Below are 21,551 nucleotides of genomic sequence, written 5' to 3'. Positions count from 1 at the left end.
CCTGCGCATGAGCTACTACCAACATCACGTGTTTTTCTGTCAAAACCAGCGCGAGCCGGGCGAGCGCCAAAGCTGTAATAGCTGTGGCGCCAGCGAGCTGGCCGCCTACGCCAAAGACCGGGTCAAAAGTCTGGGCCTGAGTGGCGCGGGCAAAGTGCGCATCAATAAAGCCGGCTGTCTGGATCGCTGCGAAGAAGGCCCGGTCATGGTGATCTACCCGGAGGAAACCTGGTACACCTATCTGGATAAATCCGACATCGACGAAATCATCGAGCAGCATCTGGTGCAAGGCCAAGTGGTTGAGCGCCTGAAGATTTAAGCCATACCCACACCCAGTATTAACAGCAAAGCATTTATATTCATGACCCAGAGCAGTATACCCCGCAAGGCCGCCACATTTGAACTAATCCAAATTGCCGGCCCGGTCGGCACACTGGAATGCCTGAAGCTCGAATCCGCGTGGTCCAGCACCGTGGGCATCGCCTTGGTAGCCCACCCCAACCCGCTGGAAGGCGGCACTTTTAATAATAAAGTGGTGCATACGCTGGCCAAGACTTTGGCGCGCTTGGGTTATGTGGTGTATTGCCCGAATCTGCGCGGCGTTGGTCACTCGGCCGGCACGCACAGCCGGGGCGAGCATGAGCCCGACGACATGGCCGCAGTGCTGGCACACGCCCGCGCCGAAAACCCTGGCGTCACACGCCTCACGCTGGCCGGCTTCTCATTTGGCACCCTGGTGCAATCGCGCTTACGCCAACTGCTGGCCGAGCATGAAGTCGAAGGCATGATTCTGATCGGCCCCGCCGTGAGCCGCTATGAATTCCCAACCGTACCCAAAGGCACTTTGGTCATTCACGGCGAAGAAGACGAAGTCATCAGCTTGGCCGCGGTGCTGGATTGGGCGCGGCCACAGCAATTGCCCGTGCTGGTCGTACCTGGCGTCGGACATTTCTTTCATGGCCGGCTCACCCAATTGGCCGAGCTGGTTGATAAAAACTGGCGTTTTTAAGCGATGGAAACCCCACTCTATGCGGATTCGTGGCTCACTCTGGGCTGGTTTTGCTTAGCGTGGGGCTGTGTGGTGGCGCTGCGGCGCGAAGCCTGGCGCGCCATCCCGCAAGGCCAGCTCACCGGCTGGCTCGCGGCCTGCGTGCTGATTTTGCTCAGTTGGCAGCTAAAAGCCGAAATCCAGTCCGGCATTGCTTTTCATATCTTGGGCAGCGCCGCACTAATGCTGATTGCCGGCCCTTGGCGTGCCCTGCTGGGTATGGCCGTACTCTTCAGTCTGCAAGGGCTGTATGGGCATATACCCCTCGAGCGGATTGGCATTATCTGGACGCTGAAGGCACTTATTCCCATTAGCCTCACCGCGCTCTTGTTGCACTGGACGCAACTTAAATTACCGCTCAATTACTTTGTCTACATTTTTATCAATTGCTTTGCCGCCGCGGCGCTGAGCATGTGGGCCTTTGGCATCAGCCATACCTTGGTGCTGGCCACCTCTGGCAGTTATGCCGCAAGTTTCCTCCTCGAAGAAATCCTGCCGTATTACTTTTTAATGGGCTGGCCTGAGGGTTTTATCACTGGGCTGAATCTCACGCTCTTGGTAGTGTGGCAACCGCAGCTGATTAGCACCTTTGATGACAGAAAATATCTGCAAAAGCGGGATTAACTGCTAGATTTGAAGTAATTTTCCCGCTTGTCGATGTCATGCGCCGAATCCGCACCCACCTCAATCTGATTTTTGTGGTCATCCTGACGATGGCGCTCTCAATTTCCGGCGCCATTTCCTATTTGCGCACCGAGCAGCGCCTGGAAGAAGAGCTAAAAAGCTACGAACAACGCATGCGCCTGCGCATGGAAACCGTAGTGCCAGGCGTGCTGTGGAATTTCGATGATATTCAGCTTGCCCGGGTGCTGGATGCCGAGATGAGCTACGAAGCCATCACGACGCTGGAAGTCTATAACGGCGACTCTTTTCTCGATGGTCGCCAGCGCGGCCCTGATGGGCAAATCAATAAACTCGATCATGCCGTGCTCGAGAAAAATAGCCCAAGCTTTGCGCTTAATTTCAGCGGCGCCGAAAGCCAGAAAGTGCTGGGCCATGTGCGCTTTGAATCCAATCGTAAATTAATTCAGCAACAACTGCGCGAGCAGGTATTAGAAAAAATCATTGAGATTATTATTCTCGATTTGCTGGTGGTATTAGCCCTTTCGCGCTCGCTGCAGCAAATTGTGATTCGCCCACTGGCCTTGCTGCGGGATCGGATCAACCAGATCGCCGAGCGCGATATCAACTACAACAATATCGATCTGCCGCGTAATCCCTACCAGGAAATCGACGAAGTATCGATTGGCTACAACCGTATTGCCCATCGCTTGCAAGATGATGTGGCCAATCTCTCGCGCACCGAAGCCCAAATGCGCCAAGCCAAGGAAGAAGCTGAGCTGGCCTTGCGGCAACTGCAAGAGGCACAAAAAAGCCTGGTGCAATCCGAGAAAATGGCGTCGCTGGGTAGTTTGGTGGCCGGCATTGCGCATGAAATCAATACCCCGGTCGGCGTGATTCTGACCAGCGCCTCGGTCTTGCGCGATGAATCGGTGAAATTTCGCCAGATGATCGAAGACGGCCAAGTGAAAAAATCAGACGTACTCAGCTACGGCGAAACCGCCGAACAATCCTCTAGCCTGATTCTGAGCAATGCCACCCGCGCCGCCGACCTAATCCAAAGTTTTAAACGCGTGGCGGTTGATCAGACTTCCGAAGTTAAACGCGATTTTGAGCTCAAAGCCTATTTGAACGAGATTTTGCTAAGTCTGCGCCCACTGACTAAACATGCGGCAGTGCAAATTGTGATTGATTGCCCCGATGAAATCAAAATCGATAGCTACCCCGGCGCGTTCTCGCAGATTTTGACCAATTTGCTGCAAAATGCGCTGCTGCATGCTTTTGGCCCGAATAACGAAACCGGCCGGCAAAATACAATTACGATTGCCGCGCATGAAGAAGCCGGCGAAACCGTGCTGAATTTCAGCGATAACGGCCAAGGGATCGCCGCCAATATCATTGATAAAGTATTCGACCCCTTCTTCACCACTAAACGCGCCAACGGCGGTAGCGGCCTGGGCCTTAATATCGTCTTTAACCTGGTGACCCAAACCTTGGGCGGCACGATCAAAGTCTTTTCGGATTTAGGCCTAGGAACGCGCTTTGAAATGCGCATTCCGACCCATGGCCATAAATAATCCCGCCCATCGGGCATGGTCAGGCTAGGAATTCTTGGGTATCCTTGCCGCCTTTCGCACCGCTTTTTTGATTCAGGCCCGCCATGACTGCTATTGCCGCCCAACCCTTTGCCCTCTTGGCGTATTGCCGCGCGGGTTTTGAACCCGATTGCGCTGAAGAGCTACAGGATGTGGCCAGCTGCGACGGGCAGATTGAAAAAGGGGCCGGCTGGGTACTTTTTACCCCCAAGAAAGCCAATCCTCGGGCGCTCAATAGCCTCATCCAGGCCAAGCTGATTTTTGCCCGCCAGAGCGTGCTGGTGCACGCGCGGCTCGAGCTTGGCAGCCGCGATCGGCTAACCCCCATCGTGGCGGCGCTCAATGAACTGCAACAAGAGTTCTGCGATATCTGGCTGGAATACCCTGATACCAACGAAGGTAAATCGCTCTCCAGCTTCTGCCGCAAATTTGGCGATTATGTGCTCAAAGCCACCAGCGAGCATGGCTGGATCGACAATCTGGGCGAGCAACGTCTACATTTATTCTTCCCGCAACAAAACGAAGTCTTTATCGCCAGCCGCCCGGCTAAAGAGATGGATTGGTTGTGCGGTATTCCGCGCCTGCGCATGCCGGTAGATGCCCCAAGCCGCTCAACGCTGAAATTGCACGAAGCGATTTTGATGCTGGTGGATGAGCCCGAACGCAAATTCCGCGAAGGCATGACCGGTGTCGATTTGGGTGCGGCCCCCGGGGGCTGGACCTATCAGCTGGTAATGCGCGGCCTGAAAGTATTTGCCGTGGATAATGGCCCGATGAAAGGCAGTATGGAGCGCCATCATCAGGTCAAGCACATTCGCGATGATGGTTTTAAATTCCGCCCGAAAAATCCGGTGGAATGGCTGGTGTGCGATATGGTGGAGCAGCCTATTCGCGTGGCCGAGCTCATTGCCAAATGGTTAGCCAGCGGCATGGCCCGGCGCACCATTTTCAACTTGAAGCTGCCAATGAAAAAACGCTATCTCGAAGTAAGTAAATGCTTGGCCCTGATTGAAGCCAAGCTGGAACAGGCCGGCATGCAATGTCACTGGCGCGCCAAGCAGCTTTATCACGATCGGGAAGAAATCACCGTTTACTTGACGACAGCCCGCGATTAACCAAAAATCACGCCACCCTTTCAACTTACTGAATTGAGAAAAGCCATGTTTAAAGAGTTTCGTGAATTTGCCATGCGTGGCAATGTAATTGATCTGGCAGTCGGCGTGGTAATCGGCGCAGCCTTTGGCAAGATCGTTGATTCGCTGGTAAAAGACATTATCATGCCGCCAATTGGTTATCTGGTTGGCAAAGTCGATTTCAGCAATATGTTTGTGACTTTGGTGAACGGCAGCAAAGTGGCTGGCCCATACGAAACATTGAAAGCCGCGCAAGATGCTGGCGCGGTGACGCTTAATTTTGGTCTGTTTATCAATAGCCTGATCAGCTTTGTAATTGTGGCGTTTGCAATTTTCCTGGTAGTGAAAGCCATGAATAAACTGCGCCGCGAAACTCCACCAGCGCCACCGGCGCCAGAAGTAACGCCTGAAGACATCGTGCTGCTGCGCGAGATTCGGGATGCGCTGAAAAACAAATAAGCCGTAGCGAGCCATTAACCGCGGCCATACAAATAAAAAACCCGCTAAACGCGGGTTTTTTATTTGTGGCCAGCTTAGATACCCAGCTGGGTATCTATCGCTATTAGCGCTCCAGACACATTGCTACGCCCATACCCCCACCGATACACAGGGTGGCCAGGCCTTTTTTGGCATCACGCCGTACCATTTCATGCACCAGAGTGACCAACACGCGGCAGCCTGAGGCGCCAATCGGATGGCCCAGTGCGATCGCGCCACCGTTGACATTCACTTTGTCCAGATCCCATTGCAGTTCGCGTGCCACGCCCAGTGCTTGTGCAGCAAAGGCTTCGTTGGCTTCGATCAGATCCAGATCAGCGATGCTCCAGCCGGCTTTAGCCAAGGCTTTTTGCGTGGCCGATACGGGGCCCATGCCCATAATGCTTGGGTCCAGACCGGTGCTAGCGGCCGCTTTAATGCTGGCCAGCACGGGCAGATTCAGCTCAGCCGCTTTAGCACGGCTCATCAGCAAGACGGCAGCGGCACCATCATTAATGCCCGAGGCATTACCGGCCGTTACCGTGCCTTCTTTATCAAAGGCGGCGCGCAATTTGGCCAGCGATTCAGCCGTGGTGCCAGGTTTTACAAATTCATCGCTCGCAAATACGACCGGGTCGCCTTTCTTTTGCGGGATGACTACGGGCACGATTTCCGCGGCAAATTTGCCGGCAGCTTGCGCAGCCGCAGCTTTTTGCTGCGAGGCCAAGGCCAGCGCATCTTGCTCTTCACGGCTGATGCCATATTTTTTGGCGATATTTTCCGCGGTGACGCCCATGTGATAGCCCTGATACACGTCAGTCAGGCCATCGTACACCATGCTATCGACGAGGCTGGCGTTGCCCATGCGGAAACCATCGCGGCTGCCATTGAGCAGATGCGGGCTGGCCGACATATTTTCTTGGCCGCCAGCAATCACGATCTCGGCATCGCCCGCCAAAATCGCTTGCACACCCAGCGCCACGGCTTTCAGCCCCGAGCCGCAAACCTGATTGATGGTCAAGCCTGGTACCGCATCTGGCAAGCCAGCTTTGCGCACAGCTTGGCGGGCCGGATTTTGGCCCAGACCGGCGGTCAGCACATTACCCAGAATAACTTCTGACACCTGCTCACCTGTCACGCCAGTTTTTTCCAGCAAGGCACGGATAACAGTCGCGCCCAATTCTGGCGCTGACACTTTGGCCAAAGAGCCGGCAAAATTGCCCAGCGCTGTCCGAGCGGCCGCAACGATAACAACTTCGGTCATGGTATCTTCCTTCATCTTTGTTTGGATCTAAATTATGCCGTAAGCATTGAGTTGCAAAAAAGGCAAGACACCACGTCTTGCCTTGAATTTCAATTAGGCCAAGCGCGCTTTAACATAACGCCCCGGCGCAGCCTCGATGGCCTTGTATTTGGTATTACCGGCTTTCTTGGGTGCGGCTTGCTGCGCACCGGAGTGCGGCACCAGCCATTGCGTCCAATCTTGCCACCAGCTGCCCGGACGTGATTCAGCGCTGTTAAACCAGTCATTAGCGCTGAGCGCCACATTATCGTTCACCCAATAATTGCGCTTATTCGTTGAAACCGGATTAATCGCCCCGGCAATATGCCCCGAAGCCCCTAACACAAAGCGCAAGGGGCCTTTGAATAGCTTGGTGGTGGCAAAAGCCGATTTCCAAGGCACGATATGGTCTTCGCGGGCAGCAAAAATATACGTGGGTACATTAATCGTACTCAAATCGATTGGCACACCGCACAGGCTAAATGAATTGGGCTTGATCAGGTTGTTTTCCAGATACATATTGCGCAGGAAGAAGGTATGCATCGGCAAAGCCAGATTGGCCGAATCGCTATTCCAGTACAACAGATCAAATGGTGGTGGCGTTTTCCCTTTCAGGTAGTTATTCACCACATAATTCCAGATCAGATCATTGGCACGCAGAGCCGAGAAAGTGCGGGCTAATTCTTTGCCATCCACCACACCACTCGCCTGGCTTTCACGCTGGCGAACCAAATTCCAGTCGATGAAATGTTTAATCTCGCCCGGGTCGGTGTGATCCAGCATGACGGTCATCAGGGTAATCGATTCAAACCAATCCAAACCACGCGCTTTCATCACCGGAATCGCCGTCGAAACCAATTCGCCGCCAATGCAGAATGACAGCACATTGATTTTCTCGGCTTTGCTAATTTCACGCACGACTTCGGTCGCTTTGATAACGCCGCTGTCGATGTAATCATCCCATTGCAGGTGACCCTGATCGGCTTCGATCGATTTCCAGGAAACCAAGAAAGTCGTAAAGCCCTGGCTCACGATGTAGCCCATCATCGAATTCGCTGGCTGCAAATCCATAATGTAGTATTTGTTTACACACGGCGGAACAACTAGCACTGGACGGCTATACACCTGGGGGGTACTTGGGCTGTATTGAATCAGCTGGAATAAGTCATTTTCAAAAATCACTTCACCTGGGGTAACCGCCAGATTTTTACCCACTTCAAATTGCGCCTCGTCGGTCATGGTGATGGCGCCTTTTTGCATATCGGCCATCAATTGCTTCATGCCCTCTTGCAAACTTTCACCCTTGGTATCCAGCGCCAACTTCATGACTTCGGGATTAGTAAAGGCAAAATTGCTCGGGCTAATCGCATCGATATATTGGCGGGTGAAAAAAGACATTTTTTCCCGCGTGGCTTCGTCAAATTGCGGCGAATTGACCTGATCGAGCAGCCAGCGCGCGGTCAGCAAATAGTTTTGGCGAATGTAGTCAAAAATCGGGCTATCCCATTCTGGCGCGGTAAAGCGGCGGTCGGTTTTATCCATTTCAACCACTTTGCCAGCAGGCTTAGCACCAATCAGCCCCAGCCATAAATCCATTTGCTGCTGATAAAATTGACTTTGGCTTTGTAGCCACTCCGGCTGCGAGTGTTGCATTTTATGCAACACTTCGTGCATCACGTTCATCGGCTGGTTAGGCTCGGCAACCGGAAAAAACTTACCCCATTGCTCAGTCCACTGACGGTTTACTTCGGTAACTTGCTCAAAAAAAGCTTGCAGCGCCTCTTGATTCAACACAATTTGCTCCGAAAGATTAGGGTAATCGCTGACATTGTGACCATAGCCATTTTGCAGTGCAACACCCAAATTGGCTAACGTGGCGCGCAAGCCTCAAGAATTTTAATGTCATAGTTTAGAAAAAAGGCACTACTATTTGATTAGCAATGACTTTTTACGCTGCTTTCGTTAAAATCAGCGTCAACTAACATAGCAACACTTGCTTTACCCCCGAGGGCCCATTTCCATGCCTACCCTACTCCGAGCCCTGTGCGTCATCGTTTCCAGCGCCATTCTGGCTGCCACTCCTGCCTTCGCGGCGAGTAAATCTGTTGAAAAAACAACTGCTAGCAGCAAAAAGGCCACTTCCAGCGCCAGCAAAAAGAAAACTGCTAGTAGCAAAAAAGCCACTACTAAATCGGCGAAGCGCAGTAATCGTTCCGATGTAAAACGCGAGGCCATCGCCCGCGCCCGCCGCGATGTGCAAGTCACCCGCGTGAATGCCAATCCGGTCAATCTGTACAGCCCTGGCGTTCAATCGCAGGCGGCGGTGGTGGTAAACCAACAAACCGGCGAAGTGATGTACGAGCGCAACGCCGATCAGGTGGTGCCGATTGCTTCGATCACCAAACTGATGACGGCCATGGTGGTGCTGGATGCACGCCTACCCCTGAATGAACTGATCAGCATTACCCAAGACGATGTCGATACGCTGAAAAACACCGGCTCACGCTTAGCGGTGGGCACCACCCTCACCCGCGGTGAAATGCTGCTTTTGGCGCTGATGTCTTCTGAAAACCGCGCCGCGTCTTCCTTGAGCCATGCTTATCCGGGCGGTCGTGAAGCTTTCGTGCGCAAGATGAATGAGAAAGCCCAGCAATTGGGCATGACGCGTAGCCAGTTTTACGATCCCACCGGGCTCACGCCACGCAATGTTGCTACTTCACGCGATCTGGCACTGATGGTGAAAGCAGCCATGCGCTACCCAGAAATCCATCAGTTTTCGACTTCCAGCGAATACACCTTTGTGTCGAACTTAACCGGCCACAGCATGGCGTATCGCAATACCAACCCGCTGGTGAAAGACCCGGATTGGGAAATCGGCGTATCAAAAACTGGCTTTATCAATGAAGCGGGCCGCTGCATTGTGATGCAAGCCAAAATCAATAATATGCCGGTGGTAATGGTGTTGATGGATTCAGCCGGCAAGCAAACTCGGATCGGTGATGTACAGCGCGTACGCCGCTGGATCGAAGAAACTCGCCAAGCTGGTAATTTGCGCGCGGGTTAACCGTATTGATTGCACAGCAAAAAGCCCAAGTTAACACTTGGGCTTTTTTATTAGCGGTGCAGAGCTACTGCCGGCACGCGGACTATTTGCTGAAGACGATAGTTGCGCAACTAAGTAGTACGTTTGAGGTTAATCATCCGCCTTAGGTTTGAGCGGACAGCTATTCAGCCCCAGCAAGGGGTATACCGGGCAAAAGCGCATCAAGCCAGTCGCCAAGGGCATTACCCCCAACCAACCCCAAACCCCGATCACACCCAGCGCGGCTAAAATAACCAAGCCAGCGCCAACGCCGATCCGCAACACGCGGTCAATACCACCCACATTGACTTGCATACCGCCTCCTCACCGCGCCTGCGGCTTACAAAAATTGCTGCAGCCAGGCTTTAAACTGACCGGCCGACAAAGCACCCGACATGCGCTCCAGCTCCATACCGTTTTCCAGCACCACCAGCGTTGGGATACTGCGCACGCGGAATTGATTGCCCAATTCTGGCTGTGCCTCGGTGTCGACCTTAACAAACAGCATCTTGCCGGCCAGATCTTTAGCGGCGGCCGCGAAAGTCGGACCAAACATCTGGCAAGGCCCGCACCAAGGCGCCCAGAAATCAATCACCACTGGCAGCGTGCTGTGTTTGATCAGGTCGGCCAGATTATCACTGGTAGCCACCAGCGGCGCACCGCTCAGCAGCGGCTGGTGGCAGGCACCGCAGTTAGGCGCGTCTTTCAGGCGCTCGGCATCCAGCCGATTGGTGGCATGGCAATGGGGGCAGCTTAAATGCAAGCTCATGGTGGTCTCCTTTTATCCCAGTGTATTGAGTGGGAGTTTTAAATACTGGCGCCCGTCGGCTTCGGCCGGTGGCAATTCACCGGCCCGGATATTGACCTGAATTGAAGGCATGATCAACACCGGCATGGCCAGGCCCGCATCACGCGCGTCCCGCATGGCCACAAACTCGGCCGCCGGAGTATCCGCCCGCAGATGAATATTGCTGCGTTTTTGCTCAGCGATCGTGCTTTCCCAGCGTGGCGTAGTGCGCTCAGGCGGTGGGTAATCATGACAGGCAAAGGCGCGGGTTTCGTCCGGCAGCTGATACAGCCGTTGTACCGATTGATACAGCGCCAGCGCATCGCCCCCTGGGAAATCACAGCGCGCGGTACCCACATCCGGCATAAACAGCGTATCGCCCAGAAAGAGCGCATCGCCAATCAAATACGCCAAATCAGCCGGCGTATGCCCGGGCACAAATAGCGCCTGAACGGTCAAATCACCGGCCTGTAATTCATCATCGGCGCCCAGCAAGCGATCAAATTGCCGGCCATCGGTGGCAAACTCGGCCTCCATCCCAAAAATGGGTTTAAAGATTTTTTGCACCGCCGTAATACCCGCGCCAATCGCGATCTGCCCGCCCAGCTGAGTTTTGAGCCAGGCAGCCGCCGAAAGATGATCGGCATGCGCGTGGGTTTCTAAGATCCAGTCAATTTCGAGCTGCAGCTCAGCAACCCGCTTAACGATCAGACCGGCATTTTCAGTACTGGTTCGCACCGCACGCGGCTCGTAATCGAGCACCGGATCAATAATCACCCCATGGCCACCGGGCCGATCAAATACCAGATAGCTAACCGTAAATGTGGCCGGATCATAAAACGCCTCCACCGTGGGCTTGAACATGGCAAAACTCCTGTATCGATCTGACTTTACTTTACGATATATTTTTTTATATAATATGTCAACGCTAAGTATTCGAGGAGCATAGCCATGGATCCCACCCAGATGAGCCGCATGCGCGCCGCGGCCGGCGATGCGGCGCAATTACTGAAAAATCTCGGCAACGAAGACCGCCTACTGTTGTTATGCCAAATGGTCGATGGCGAAAAATGTGTTTCCGATTTTGAAGCCTTGCTCGACATTCGCCAGCCCACGCTCTCACAACAACTGGGCGTGTTACGCAATGCCGGGCTCGTGAATACCCGCCGCGATGGCAAACGGATTTTTTATTCGTTGGCCAGTGCCGAAGTGCAAAGCCTGCTGGGGCTGTTGTACCAGCTGTATTGCCCGATTGATGCACAAGTACCGGAGCCTGAACATGCAGATTGATCTCATCCACTTCACTCCCTGGGCCTCGCTGGCTGGCGGGGCCTTAATCGGCCTCTCGGCCGGCTTATTGATTTTGCTCGGCGCCCGTATCGCCGGCATTGCCGGCATCATTGGCGGACTGGTACAGGGGGCGGCCGATCGGCAGTGGCGCTACTTATTTGTGCTGGGCATTCTGCTTAGCCCGCTGGTGTGGCAATTATTTGCCCCGCTGCCAGCGCTGCAGATGGTGAGCAATCCGCTGGGGTTAGTGATCGCGGGCTTGCTGGTGGGTATCGGCACCCGCTACGCCAATGGCTGCACCAGCGGCCATGGTATTTGTGGCTTGTCACGATTTTCTGTGCGCTCACTGGCTGCGGTGCTGAGCTTTATGAGTGCCGGCTTTGCCACCGTGTTTGTGATCAAGCATGTGTTATAAGGACACCACCATGCGCTTAAATCTATTGGGTTTGCTCACCGGTCTCTTGTTTGGCCTGGGTTTATTACTGGCAGGCATGGCCAATCCGGCCAAGGTACAGGGCTTTTTGGATCTGGCTGGGCTGTGGGACCCGAGCCTTGCGCTGGTGATGGCGGGGGGGATTGGCGTGGCCTTGCCGTTTTTTCTGCTGGCTAAACGCAGCCCCACCGCCCGCCTTACCGGCGAGCCGATGCAATTACCGAGCAGCAGCGTGATCGATAAACGCTTGCTACTGGGCTCGGCGGCCTTTGGCGTGGGCTGGGGTATCGGGGGTATTTGCCCCGGGCCAGCCTTAGTATTAGTCGGCAGCGGCATACTGGATGGGGTATTGTTCGTTGCGGCCATGCTGGCCGGCATGGCGCTGTTTAGCTGGCTGGAGCGCCGCTAAGCATGCGCGCACTTCCGGGCTGGGCACGGCACTATCAGCGCCAATGGCTGGCGGGCGACGCCAGCGCCAGCCTGATTGTGGCGCTGCTACTGATTCCGCAGGGCTTGGCCTATGCGCAGCTGGCCGGCTTACCGCCGCTGGCTGGGCTGTATGCCAGCCTTGGGCCCTTGCTGCTGTATGGCCTCTTTGGCACCAGCATGACGCAGTCGGTTGGCCCGATGGCGATCACCTCCGCCATGACCGCCGCAGCACTCAGCCCCTTGGCCCCCGCCGGCAGTGCCCACTATGTGGCGCTGGCCGCCACGCTCACGTGGTTGTCGGCCCTCTTTTTACTCGGGCTGGGCGCAGCCCGGCTTGGGCAACTCACCCGGCTGCTGGCGCTGCCGGTGGTGCAGGCGTTTAGCGCCGCCACTGCTTTGCTGATCGCGCTGGGGCAGCTCGGTGTGTTACTGGGCAGCCCATGGCGCGGCGATACGCTGCCGCAACTGCTGCAGCAATTACCGCATAGCTGGCAAGGCTTGCGCGCGCTGGATATGGGCTATGGGCTTGCCAGTCTTGCCCTGCTGGCCGCGGCGCAGTTTGGCCTGCCACCACTATTGCGCCGCTGGGGCTTAGCGAGCCGTCATGCCGATTTAGCCGGCAAACTGGCCCCCATCGCGCTTTTACTGTTGCTTGCCGTACTGGCCCTGCCCTGGACGCTACCACGTTTACAGCTCAGCGCCGGCCAAAACAGCGCGTGGCTTAGCCCAGCGCTCGATTGGGCCAGCATCCAGAGCCTGTTGCTGCCGGCCTTGCTGATCAGTCTGGCGGGTTTTTTGCAAAGCATCACCATCGCGCAAACGCTGGCGGCCGAGCGCGGACAAACCATCAGCGCCAACCGCGAGCTATTAGCCCTCGGTAGCTGTAATCTGGCGGCCGCGAGCCTAGGTGGCCTACCGGTGAGTGGCGGGTTTTCACGCACCATGGTCAACACCCAAGCCGGCGCACATACACCCCTAGCGGGTATCTTCACGGCCGGCTTGCTAGGGCTAGCACTGTGGGCATTACTCCCCTATTTTGCCCATCTGCCGCTGGCCTTGCTGGGTGCCACGATTATTCTGGCGACGAGCCGCATGCTGAGCTGGCATACGGGCTGGCAGGCCTGGCGCTATGATCGGCGCGATGGCATCGCGTGGCTGCTGACCTATCTGGGCGTACTCTGGGTGGGGCCAATGCAGGGGATTGCGCTGGGGGTGCTGGTCACGCTGCTGCTTTACCTCTGGCGCAGCCAGCGCCCGCATGTGGCGATTGTTGGTCGCCTGCCGGGCAGCGAGCATTTTCGCAATGTCGATCGCTTTGCGGTGGAAACCCACCCCGAGCAATTACTGGTGCGGATTGATGAAAATCTGTACTTTGCCAATGTGGCTACGGTGCTGGAGCAATTAGAAAATGCACTACAGCGCCAGAGCAGCTGCCGGCAGCTGCTGCTGATTTTTTCGGCTGTAAATTCAGTGGACTATACCGCTGTGCAAGCGCTGCAAAACTGGCTACCCAGCTTGCGACAGCGCGGCATTGAGCTGTATCTGGCCGAGTTAAAAGGCCCAGTGCGCGATACGCTGGCCCATGCCGATCTGCTCACTGCGCTGGCCGCGCCGCCTTTTATTTCAACGCATGCGGCGGTGTGTGCGCTACACAGCTCAGCGCAAGAGGAAGATTTCGCGATCTAAGCCTGGGTATCTACCAGAAAGCCTTAAATAGAAAGGCTTAGCTAGCGATACCCCCGCCAGAGCGTGTAACCTTGGCTTACTTGCGGAACACAATCAAGTGCTCGACTTCCAGCTCAATACCAATCAGCTCGCCCAGCGCATGATTATGGTGGCTAGGTACCAGGCTTAACACCTGTTGGCCTGAGGGCAGCGCCAGCGTGTATAAAAACTGCGCCCCTCGGAAAGCCTTGGCCACCACTTTGGCTTGTAGTGGGCTGCGATCGTTGTGCTGGATATCATCGGGGCGAATCAGGATTTCCAGCTCCGCACCAATGCCGCACTCCACTGGCGCAGTGCGGCAGAGCTCGCCCAGCTCAAATTCAATACATTGCGGCCCAGTCAGGCGCGCCGGCAACAGCACGCCTTCGCCGATAAAGTTGGCCACGAAGCGATCGACAGGCTGATGGTACAGATCATACGGCGTCCCCCACTGGCGGATGCGGCCTTCGCTCATCACGCCAATCTGATCCGCCATGGCAAAGGCTTCGCGCTGATCGTGCGTCACCAAAATCGCCGTGGTGCCGGTGGCTTTCAAAATCTGCCGCACTTCCTGCCCCAGCCGCTCACGCAGCTCGACATCCAGATTGGAAAACGGCTCGTCCAGCAGCAAGAGCCGTGGTTGCGGCGCCAGCGCCCGAGCCAGCGCCACCCGCTGCTGCTGGCCGCCCGACAGCTCATGGATATAGCGGCCACCTAGTTCACCGAGGCCCACCAAATCCAGCATCTCGGCCACCCGGCGCGCTTGCTCAGGCTTAGTGAGCGAGCGCAGGCCAAAGCCCACGTTTTGTGCCACGGTCAGGTGTGGAAACAGTGCGTAATCCTGAAACACCATGCCGATGCCCCGCTGCTGCGGTGGCAGCTGCACGCCTGGCACGCTCAAGAGCTGGGTCTGCAGATGAATCTCGCCCGCCTGCAGCGCTTCAAAACCGGCAATACTGCGCAGCACCGTGGTTTTGCCGCAACCCGAGGCGCCGAGCAAACAGGCAATTTCACCAGCTTCCAAAGCAAACGACAGGCCATCCACCACCCGACGTGCGCCGGCAAATTCGATAGCAATTTGGTTAACGATAAGTAATGGCATCGCTTATTCCGCTTTTCGTACCAGCAGGATGACCGGGAGCAGCCCAGTCAACACAATCATCAAACTGGGCAGTGCAGCATTGGCCCACATGCCTTCCGAAGTCATTTCAAACACGCGCACCGCCAAGGTTTCCCAGCCAAAAGGGCGGGTCATTAGCGTGATGGGCATTTCTTTCATTACATCCACAAAGCACATCAACACCGCGGTGAGCGCCCCGCCACGCAGCATCGGCAAATGCAGCCGCCAGGTGAGCTGGCGATTGGATAAACCGAGCGAGCGAGCCGCATCTTCCTGATTGCGGCTTACCCGCTGCATCGCGCTCTCCAGCGGCTGAAAAGCCACAGCCATAAAACGCGCGCCCAGCGCCAGCAGCATCACCGCCACCGAGCCTTTGAGTATTTGAAATCCCTCATAACCCAAGGCATGGGCATAAGGCAGCAGCAGATTATCCAGCCAAGCGATCGGTACAAACACGCCCACCGCCAACACCGTGCCCGGCACGGCATAGCCTAATGTCGCCAACTGCACGGTCAAGCGTGTGGCGCGGCTCGCATAATGGCGCTGCAGCAGCACCAACACCAGCGCCAGCACACTCACCACCAGCGCCGCCGCCAAGGAAATCAACATCGAGCGCAGCGTAAAACCCCAGTACCGCGCATCCAGATCGGTGGCGAGTACGCTGTAGGCCCAGACCAAGAGTTGCAAGAGCGGAATCACAAACGCCATTGCCAGGACTGCGAGGCAAAATAGTGTGGCCGCCGGGCGCGCCCAACCGGTGAGCACAATACGCTCGGCCGCCACAATACGCCCATGATAGGCTCGCGCGCCGCGTGCACGTTGCTCCACCAACACCAGCACCAACACAAATAACACCAAGAGTGACGCTAGCTGCGAAGCCGCAGTAAGGTTAAACAAGGAAAACCAGGATTTGTAAATCGCGGTCGTGAAGGTATCAAAATTAAATACCGACACCGTGCCGAAATCGGCCAGGGTTTCCATTAGCGCCAGCGTGAGCCCGCCAATCAGCCATGGCCGCGCCATCGGTAGCGCCACTTTCCAAAACCCTGCCGGGCGGGAATAGCCCAGCATTTGCGCAGCTTCAAGCGCGCGCTTGCCTTGAGTAAGAAAGGCATTGCGCGCCAGCAGGTACACATAAGGATAAAACGCCAGCGTCAGCACCAGCACTACACCACCAGTGGAGCGAATGCGCGGAAACCAGCTGCTGTCACCGGTTAGCTCGCGCAATAGCGTCTGCACTGGCCCGGTGAAATCCAGCAAGCCCACCTGTACAAAGGCCAACACATAAGCAGGCATCGCCAGCGGCAACATCAGCGCCCAACTGAGCCAGCGGCGGCCGGGAAACTCGCATACGGCCGTGAGCCAGGCCAGCGGCACGCCCAGCAGCAACACCCCAAAGCCCACGCCAAATAGCAAGATCGCGGTATTGCGCAGCACATCAGGCAACACATATTGGCCCAGATGGGCCCAGATTTCTGGTTGCGGATGCAGAAAAGACGCCAACACCACCAATAGTGGAATCAAGGTGAGCAAAGCAATCGGCAAGGCCAGCACGGCGCCGCGCCAGGAGTGTTTGGACATAAGCGTGATCAGAGATGAAAAAACGAAGGGCAGACCCGACTTTCGCCGGCTGCCCCTGTGGCATTCAATGGGCGCACCTCGGTGCACCACACTGATTCTAGCTTATTTGTAGCCTGCGCGATCCATCAGCTGCACGGCTTTGCCTTGCAGCTCGCCCGCTTTGGCCATATTGATCAGGTTTTGCTTGAATGGGCCCCAGCTGCTTACGATCACATCGGCTTTGATTTTCGGGTTAGCCGGAAATTCCAGATCTTTGTCGGCATACAGGTTTTGCGCTTTATCCGACGACAACCACTCGATCAATTTAAGCGCGCCCGCTTCGTTTTTGGCAAAGCGGGTAATACCCGCACCCGAGATATTCACGTGCACGCCGTTGGTTTTCTGGTTCGCCCAGAAGAGTTTAGCTGGATACGCTTCGCGTTTATCCGCCGGCAATTTATCCAGAATCCGGCCCAGATAGTAAGTATTAACAATACCCACCGCGCATTGGCCTGCGGCCACCGCTTCGATCAGCTTGGTGTCATCCGCAAAGACATCCGTTGCCAGATTCGCCACCCAGCCACGCACCACTTGTTCGGTTTTGGCTTCGCCATGCTGGGCGATCATCATGCCCACCAACGATTGGTTGTAGACCTTTTTGCTGGTACGCAGGCACAACTTGCCTTTGAATTTTGGATCGGCCAGATCTTCGTAGGTCGAGAGTTGCTCGGCTTTGATCAGGCTTGGGTTGTAAACCATGGTGCGTGCACGCACCGAAAGGCCTGTCCACTGGCCGCGCGGATCACGCAAATGCGCAGGAATATTCTCGTTCACGACCTTGGAATTAAAGGTTTTCAGCAAGCCCATATTGCTGGCCTGCCACAGATTGCCGGCATCCACGGTGATCAGCATGTCGGCTGGGGTGTTGCTGCCTTCGGCTTGCAGGCGGGCCAGCAATGGGCCTTCCTTGTCGGTCAGCACTTTGACTTCTACGCCGGTTTCTTTGGTGTAGGCATCAAACAGCGGCTTGATCAGCTGTTCATTGCGCGATGAGTAGACAGTCACAGTTTCCGCGTGGGCCCAACCGGCCAACAGCGACATTGCTAAGACAGACAAGGTGAGACGTTTCATTGCGTGAGTCCTTAACAAGAAGTATTCGCATTATACAATTAAAGCAGAATCATTCTCAAATACATAAAAGAGTTTTGCCGCTCCGCCCCCGGCGGTACAATCAGCGACCCCTTATTGAGAGTGAACGCATGCTTTGGTTCCGTAACCTGCAAATTTATCGTCTGGCCACCGAACACGCGCTGCAAGCAGACAGCATTCAGCAAGAACTAGCCAAGCGCCCTTTTGTTCCCTGCGCCAGCATGGACATGGAATCGCATGGCTGGGTGCCACCGGCACGCCACGAGCCTGAAAACTACGCCCTCGCGCGGCAAGATGCCGTGCTGGTCGCGCTAAAAAGCGAAGAAAAAGTTCTGCCCGCAGCCGTAATCAAAGACGAGCTGGATTATCGTGTGCAGCAAATCGAAGCCAGTGAAAACCGCAAAGTCGGCCGCAAAGAGCAGCGCGAACTGAAAGACCGCATTGTGGAAGAGCTGACCCCACGCGCCTTTACCCGCTCGCGCGTGCAACGGGCCTTGATAGATCTAGAGCAAGGGCTGGTTTTGGTGGATGCTGCGAGTGCCGCTAAAGCCGAGTTTTTACTGAGCACCCTGCGCGAAACCTTGGGTAGCCTGCCCACGCGGCTGATTGATACCGAAATCAGCCCCGCCGCCGCCATGACCGATTGGCTAACCACCACGCCACCCGATGCCCTGAGCCTAGGCCAAGATGCTGAGCTTAAAGCCCCGGGGGACGAAGGCTCGATTGCCCGCTTTAAACGGCAAGTGATGGATTGCCCCGAAGTGCGCCAGCATCTGGACACCGGCAAAATCGCCACCCGCTTGAGCCTGGCTTTTGGCGAACGGCTGACCTTCACCCTGACCGAAGCGCTGGAAATCAAATCGCTGGCGATGCTGGATGTGCTGAAAGACGAGCTCAAAGACATGGATGCCGAAACGCAAGACGCGCTGTTTGAATCGCAATTTGCGCTGCTGGTGGGTGAGCTGCGTGGCTTTATCCCTGAGCTCTTGGCAGCCCTAGGTGGCGAGCGCGAATAAACCAGGGGTATAGCCCTAGAAGCAGCATAAGAAAAAGCCCTGCTACATATACCCATACAGGTATTGGCAGGGCTTTTTATTTAGCGCAGGGCCACTTGCAAACTAGTCTGGCGCAGATTGCCACTGAGCAGCGAACGCGCTGCATCTACCTCTTTACGGCAATAGTCTTCATTGATCGGGCCCAAATCCTTGCGCGGCTTAAGTAAAGGTTCAAGCTGCGAATTCACCTTGCGCCGCAGCTGCAAATCATAGTGACCTGTGGCCATCTCGGCTTTGACTGCTTGCACTTGTTCGGTGCAGCTATTGGCGCCAGCCACGGCGGGACTAAGCATGGCCGCCAGTAAGCCAAAAGCAAATAGGGTTTTCATCGTGAGACTCCATATGCGAAAAACATACGGCCACGATAGAAACACGCCTGCTCGCTGAGCAAGATCACCGCTAAACGGTCACACCACGCTAGCAGGCCTTACGTAAGCCAGCCTAACACCAGTTGCCGTTGGCATAAAACCTGCTCGGTCACTCACCGAGTCCTGCTAAACCCTAGCTATACCGCGCTGCAACAAAGGTACGCGGTTTGCGGCGTTGTGCGTGCAAGCCATTAACCCTGCAGACCATTTATGACGAAACCCGTCAGCTTTGGCGCGTGCGGCAAATTTCACCGCTCGTCAGCCTGCCATCAGTCGGGAAAGCTGACGCACCGTTTAAAACGCCCAAGCCAGCTCAAACCCCTGCCGAATGGCGCGCTTGGCGTCCAGCTCGCCGGCCTTTTCTGCCCCGCCAATCAAGTGCACGCGCAAGCCGGCTGCATGCAGCACAGAATACAGGTCATTCACCGATTCTTGCCCGGCACACACCACCACTTGCTGGCAGGGGATCAGCTGGCGCTCGCCCTTCACTTCAATGTGCAGGCCCGCATCATCAATCTGCAGATAACGCACATTACCCAGCAAATGCACCCCATGCCGCTGCAGATTCAGCCGGTGAATCCAGCCGGTGGTCTTGCCCGGCCCTGCACCGGGTTTGCCAGCTTTGCGCTGCAAGAGCCAGATTTCGCGCTGGGCCGGCGCCGCCGCAGGCGGCACCAAGCCACCCGCAGCCTGTAAACTGGCATCAATGCCCCAGGCCTGCAAATAATCTGTTGCCGAACCGTGCAGCAGCAAATCAGCGACATCCACGCCAATCCCGCCCGCGCCAATAATCGCGACCCGCGCGGCGGGTGCGACTTTGCCGGCCAGCAAATCGGCGTAACTCACCACCATCGGATGCTCAGCGCCCGGCAAATCCAGCGCGCGTGGGTGTACACCGGTGGCGAGCACCACCTCATCAAAGCCAGCCAGCTCGGCCGCGGACTGAATGCGGGTATTGAGGCGAATGTCTACGCTATTCAGCGCCAACTGCTGCTGGTAATAGCGCAGAGTTTCGGCAAATTCATACTTGGCCGGCACACGCTGCGCCAAGGCAAACTGCCCGCCTAAATGATCACTGGCCTCGAATAAAGTCACGGCATGCCCGCGCTGCGCGGCGGTCAACGCGCACGACAGCCCCGCCGGGCCCGCGCCAATCACCGCCACTCGCCGCTGCTGGGCTGCACGCTGGGCGGGAAACTCAATCTCGCGACAGGCGCGCGGATTAACCAAACAGGATGCTGGCTGACCTTCAAATACATGATCAAGGCAAGCCTGATTACAGGCTATGCAGGTATTGATCTCTAAGGCACGCCCAGTCTGGGCTTTGAGCACATACTCCCCATCCGCCAACAAGGGGCGCGCCAGCGACACCAAATCTGCGTCGCCAGTGGCAAGGATTTGCTCGGCAATTTCCGGGGTATTAATGCGATTCACGGCAATCAGCGGCACCCGCAGATGCGGCTTGATGGCGCGCGACACCCAGCTAAACCCGCCACGCGGCACCACCGCGGCAATGGTGGGTACCCGCGCTTCATGCCAGCCGATCCCTGTATTCAAGATCGTAACGCCTGCGTCTTCCAGTGCTTGCGCCAGCGTAATCGCCTCTTCCAGTGTGCCGCCGTCTTCCACCAGATCCAGCAGCGAAATGCGGAAAATAATAATGAATTCAGCCCCGACCGCCGCGCGCACCGCGCGTACAATCTCAAGCGCCAGCCGCTGCCGATTGGCGAGGCTGCCACCCCAATCGTCGCTACGCTGATTGGTACGCCGCACCAGAAACTGATTGATCAAATAGCCTTCACTGCCCATGATCTCCACCCCGTCATAGCCCGCTTGCTGGGCCAGCTGCGCGGCGCGGGCGAAATCGGCGATGGTTTGCGTAATTTCGTCCTCGCTGAGTGCATGCGGGGTAAACGGGGTAATCGGCGAGCAGATGGCTGAAGCGCTGACCGATTCGCTGTGATAGGCATAGCGGCCAGTATGCAAGAGCTGCAAAGCAATCTTGCCGCCAGCGGCGTGGACGGCAGCAGTAACAGGCGTATGGCGCGGTAGCTGCGCCACCTCAGTGAGCATGGCCGCGCCTTCGTACCCACAGCCAGCGCGATTAGGAGACACCCCGCCCGTCACGATCAGCCCTACTCCGGCCGCAGCGCGCTCACCATAAAAGGCCGCCAGTCGTTCAGGCGCATCGGGCCATTCTTCCAGCCCGGTATGCATCGACCCCATCACGGTGCGGTTACGCAGCTGGGTGAAGCCCAAATCAAGTGGGGCGAATAAATGCGGATACGGCGTGGCCGCGGGCGACGATGGCGACGAAAAGCTAGTCATGCGAGCCTCACTTTCAAACGATCGTTTAAGTAATACGCTGCAATCTGCCGCATTTTGCGCCATCCGGCAAGACGGTAAGACCCGCAAGAT

22 protein-coding genes are annotated in these 21,551 nt (G+C 56.2%); 12 read left to right on the top strand and 10 right to left on the bottom strand.

Features of this window, described 5'->3' with window-relative positions; genetic code table 11:
* The first annotated feature begins 7 nt into the window (after positions 1-7).
* The 6 genes from G482_RS0104300 (at position 8) to mscL (ending at position 4,856) form a co-directional block, all read left to right on the top strand.
* Entirely contained in the window at positions 8-319 is a 312-nt protein-coding gene (locus G482_RS0104300) for a (2Fe-2S) ferredoxin domain-containing protein (protein WP_028449001.1), read from the top strand.
* A 42-nt stretch (positions 320-361) separates the two neighbouring features.
* A complete protein-coding gene (locus tag G482_RS0104295; protein ID WP_051258708.1) occupies positions 362-1,009 on the top strand; it encodes an alpha/beta hydrolase in 648 nt (215 codons plus the stop codon).
* A 3-nt stretch (positions 1,010-1,012) separates the two neighbouring features.
* On the top strand, positions 1,013-1,672 hold the full coding sequence (locus G482_RS17245) for an energy-coupling factor ABC transporter permease (protein ID WP_051258707.1): 660 nt from the start codon (positions 1,013-1,015) through the stop codon (positions 1,670-1,672).
* A gap of 38 nt (positions 1,673-1,710) precedes the next feature.
* On the top strand, positions 1,711-3,246 hold the full coding sequence (locus G482_RS0104285) for a sensor histidine kinase (RefSeq protein ID WP_028448999.1): 1,536 nt from the start codon (positions 1,711-1,713) through the stop codon (positions 3,244-3,246).
* A gap of 83 nt (positions 3,247-3,329) precedes the next feature.
* Positions 3,330-4,379, top strand: coding sequence for a 23S rRNA (cytidine(2498)-2'-O)-methyltransferase RlmM (gene rlmM / locus G482_RS0104280; RefSeq protein ID WP_034618753.1), 1,050 nt, complete (start codon positions 3,330-3,332; stop codon positions 4,377-4,379).
* A 45-nt stretch (positions 4,380-4,424) separates the two neighbouring features.
* Entirely contained in the window at positions 4,425-4,856 is a 432-nt protein-coding gene (gene mscL / locus G482_RS0104275; protein WP_028448997.1) for a large conductance mechanosensitive channel protein MscL, read from the top strand.
* Between the two features lie 103 nt (positions 4,857-4,959).
* Here mscL and G482_RS0104270 read toward each other — a convergent pair whose 3' ends face one another.
* Positions 4,960-6,138 carry an acetyl-CoA C-acetyltransferase gene (locus tag G482_RS0104270; RefSeq protein WP_028448996.1) on the bottom strand — a complete coding sequence of 393 codons (1,179 nt, stop codon included), beginning with the start codon at positions 6,136-6,138 and terminating at the stop codon, positions 4,960-4,962.
* A gap of 93 nt (positions 6,139-6,231) precedes the next feature.
* The gene (locus G482_RS0104265) at positions 6,232-8,040 is read right to left on the bottom strand and encodes a PHA/PHB synthase family protein (RefSeq protein ID WP_245575240.1); all 1,809 of its coding nucleotides are present in this window, start codon (positions 8,038-8,040) and stop codon (positions 6,232-6,234) included.
* 136 nt (positions 8,041-8,176) lie between these two features.
* On the opposite strand from G482_RS0104265, the gene pbpG reads away from it, so the two are divergent.
* Positions 8,177-9,220, top strand: coding sequence for a D-alanyl-D-alanine endopeptidase (pbpG, locus tag G482_RS17240; protein ID WP_034618752.1), 1,044 nt, complete (start codon positions 8,177-8,179; stop codon positions 9,218-9,220).
* Between the two features lie 129 nt (positions 9,221-9,349).
* Here pbpG and G482_RS0104255 read toward each other — a convergent pair whose 3' ends face one another.
* From G482_RS0104255 to G482_RS0104245, 3 genes are read right to left on the bottom strand one after another with little or no spacing between them, the layout of a single operon-like run.
* Positions 9,350-9,553 carry a YgaP family membrane protein gene (locus G482_RS0104255; protein WP_028448994.1) on the bottom strand — a complete coding sequence of 68 codons (204 nt, stop codon included), beginning with the start codon at positions 9,551-9,553 and terminating at the stop codon, positions 9,350-9,352.
* Positions 9,554-9,578: 25 nt separating this feature from the next.
* Positions 9,579-10,007 carry a thioredoxin TrxC gene (gene trxC / locus G482_RS0104250; RefSeq protein WP_034618735.1) on the bottom strand — a complete coding sequence of 143 codons (429 nt, stop codon included), beginning with the start codon at positions 10,005-10,007 and terminating at the stop codon, positions 9,579-9,581.
* A 12-nt stretch (positions 10,008-10,019) separates the two neighbouring features.
* The gene (locus G482_RS0104245) at positions 10,020-10,889 is read right to left on the bottom strand and encodes an MBL fold metallo-hydrolase (RefSeq protein WP_028448992.1); all 870 of its coding nucleotides are present in this window, start codon (positions 10,887-10,889) and stop codon (positions 10,020-10,022) included.
* Positions 10,890-10,976: 87 nt separating this feature from the next.
* Between G482_RS0104245 and G482_RS0104240 the strand changes: the two genes are divergently transcribed.
* From G482_RS0104240 to G482_RS17235, 4 genes are read left to right on the top strand one after another with little or no spacing between them, the layout of a single operon-like run.
* Positions 10,977-11,315 carry an ArsR/SmtB family transcription factor gene (locus G482_RS0104240; RefSeq protein ID WP_028448991.1) on the top strand — a complete coding sequence of 113 codons (339 nt, stop codon included), beginning with the start codon at positions 10,977-10,979 and terminating at the stop codon, positions 11,313-11,315.
* Positions 11,305-11,730 (top strand): YeeE/YedE family protein, encoded by a 426-nt coding sequence (locus tag G482_RS0104235; protein ID WP_028448990.1) that lies wholly within the window; start codon positions 11,305-11,307, stop codon positions 11,728-11,730. The genes G482_RS0104240 and G482_RS0104235 overlap by 11 nt, the downstream gene beginning before the upstream one ends.
* 10 nt (positions 11,731-11,740) lie before the next feature.
* Entirely contained in the window at positions 11,741-12,157 is a 417-nt protein-coding gene (locus tag G482_RS0104230; protein WP_028448989.1) for a DUF6691 family protein, read from the top strand.
* 2 nt (positions 12,158-12,159) lie between these two features.
* Entirely contained in the window at positions 12,160-13,863 is a 1,704-nt protein-coding gene (locus G482_RS17235; RefSeq protein WP_051258706.1) for a SulP family inorganic anion transporter, read from the top strand.
* Between the two features lie 76 nt (positions 13,864-13,939).
* Here the strand turns inward: G482_RS17235 and G482_RS0104220 are convergent, their stop codons facing one another.
* The 3 genes from G482_RS0104220 to G482_RS0104210 all read right to left on the bottom strand — a co-directional run bounded on the left by G482_RS0104220 (position 13,940) and on the right by G482_RS0104210 (position 17,692).
* Positions 13,940-14,983 carry an ABC transporter ATP-binding protein gene (locus tag G482_RS0104220; protein ID WP_028448988.1) on the bottom strand — a complete coding sequence of 348 codons (1,044 nt, stop codon included), beginning with the start codon at positions 14,981-14,983 and terminating at the stop codon, positions 13,940-13,942.
* 3 nt (positions 14,984-14,986) lie between these two features.
* Positions 14,987-16,582 carry an ABC transporter permease gene (locus G482_RS0104215; protein WP_028448987.1) on the bottom strand — a complete coding sequence of 532 codons (1,596 nt, stop codon included), beginning with the start codon at positions 16,580-16,582 and terminating at the stop codon, positions 14,987-14,989.
* Between the two features lie 102 nt (positions 16,583-16,684).
* Entirely contained in the window at positions 16,685-17,692 is a 1,008-nt protein-coding gene (locus tag G482_RS0104210) for an extracellular solute-binding protein (RefSeq protein ID WP_028448986.1), read from the bottom strand.
* Positions 17,693-17,820: 128 nt separating this feature from the next.
* On the opposite strand from G482_RS0104210, the gene G482_RS0104205 reads away from it, so the two are divergent.
* On the top strand, positions 17,821-18,726 hold the full coding sequence (locus tag G482_RS0104205; protein ID WP_028448985.1) for a recombination-associated protein RdgC: 906 nt from the start codon (positions 17,821-17,823) through the stop codon (positions 18,724-18,726).
* Between the two features lie 80 nt (positions 18,727-18,806).
* Here the strand turns inward: G482_RS0104205 and G482_RS0104200 are convergent, their stop codons facing one another.
* Complete coding sequence (locus tag G482_RS0104200) at positions 18,807-19,094, bottom strand: hypothetical protein (RefSeq protein WP_028448984.1); 288 nt, start codon at positions 19,092-19,094, stop codon at positions 18,807-18,809.
* Between the two features lie 333 nt (positions 19,095-19,427).
* The gene (locus tag G482_RS17230) at positions 19,428-21,461 is read right to left on the bottom strand and encodes an NADPH-dependent 2,4-dienoyl-CoA reductase (RefSeq protein WP_051258705.1); all 2,034 of its coding nucleotides are present in this window, start codon (positions 21,459-21,461) and stop codon (positions 19,428-19,430) included.
* Positions 21,462-21,551: the final 90 nt, after the last annotated feature.

It is taken from the genome of Chitinibacter tainanensis DSM 15459, from assembly GCF_000429785.1.
Taxonomy (GTDB): Bacteria; Pseudomonadota; Gammaproteobacteria; order Burkholderiales; family Chitinibacteraceae; genus Chitinibacter; species Chitinibacter tainanensis.
Note: the sequence above shows the minus strand (reverse complement) of the source record. Positions and strands in the feature narration are given on the sequence as shown.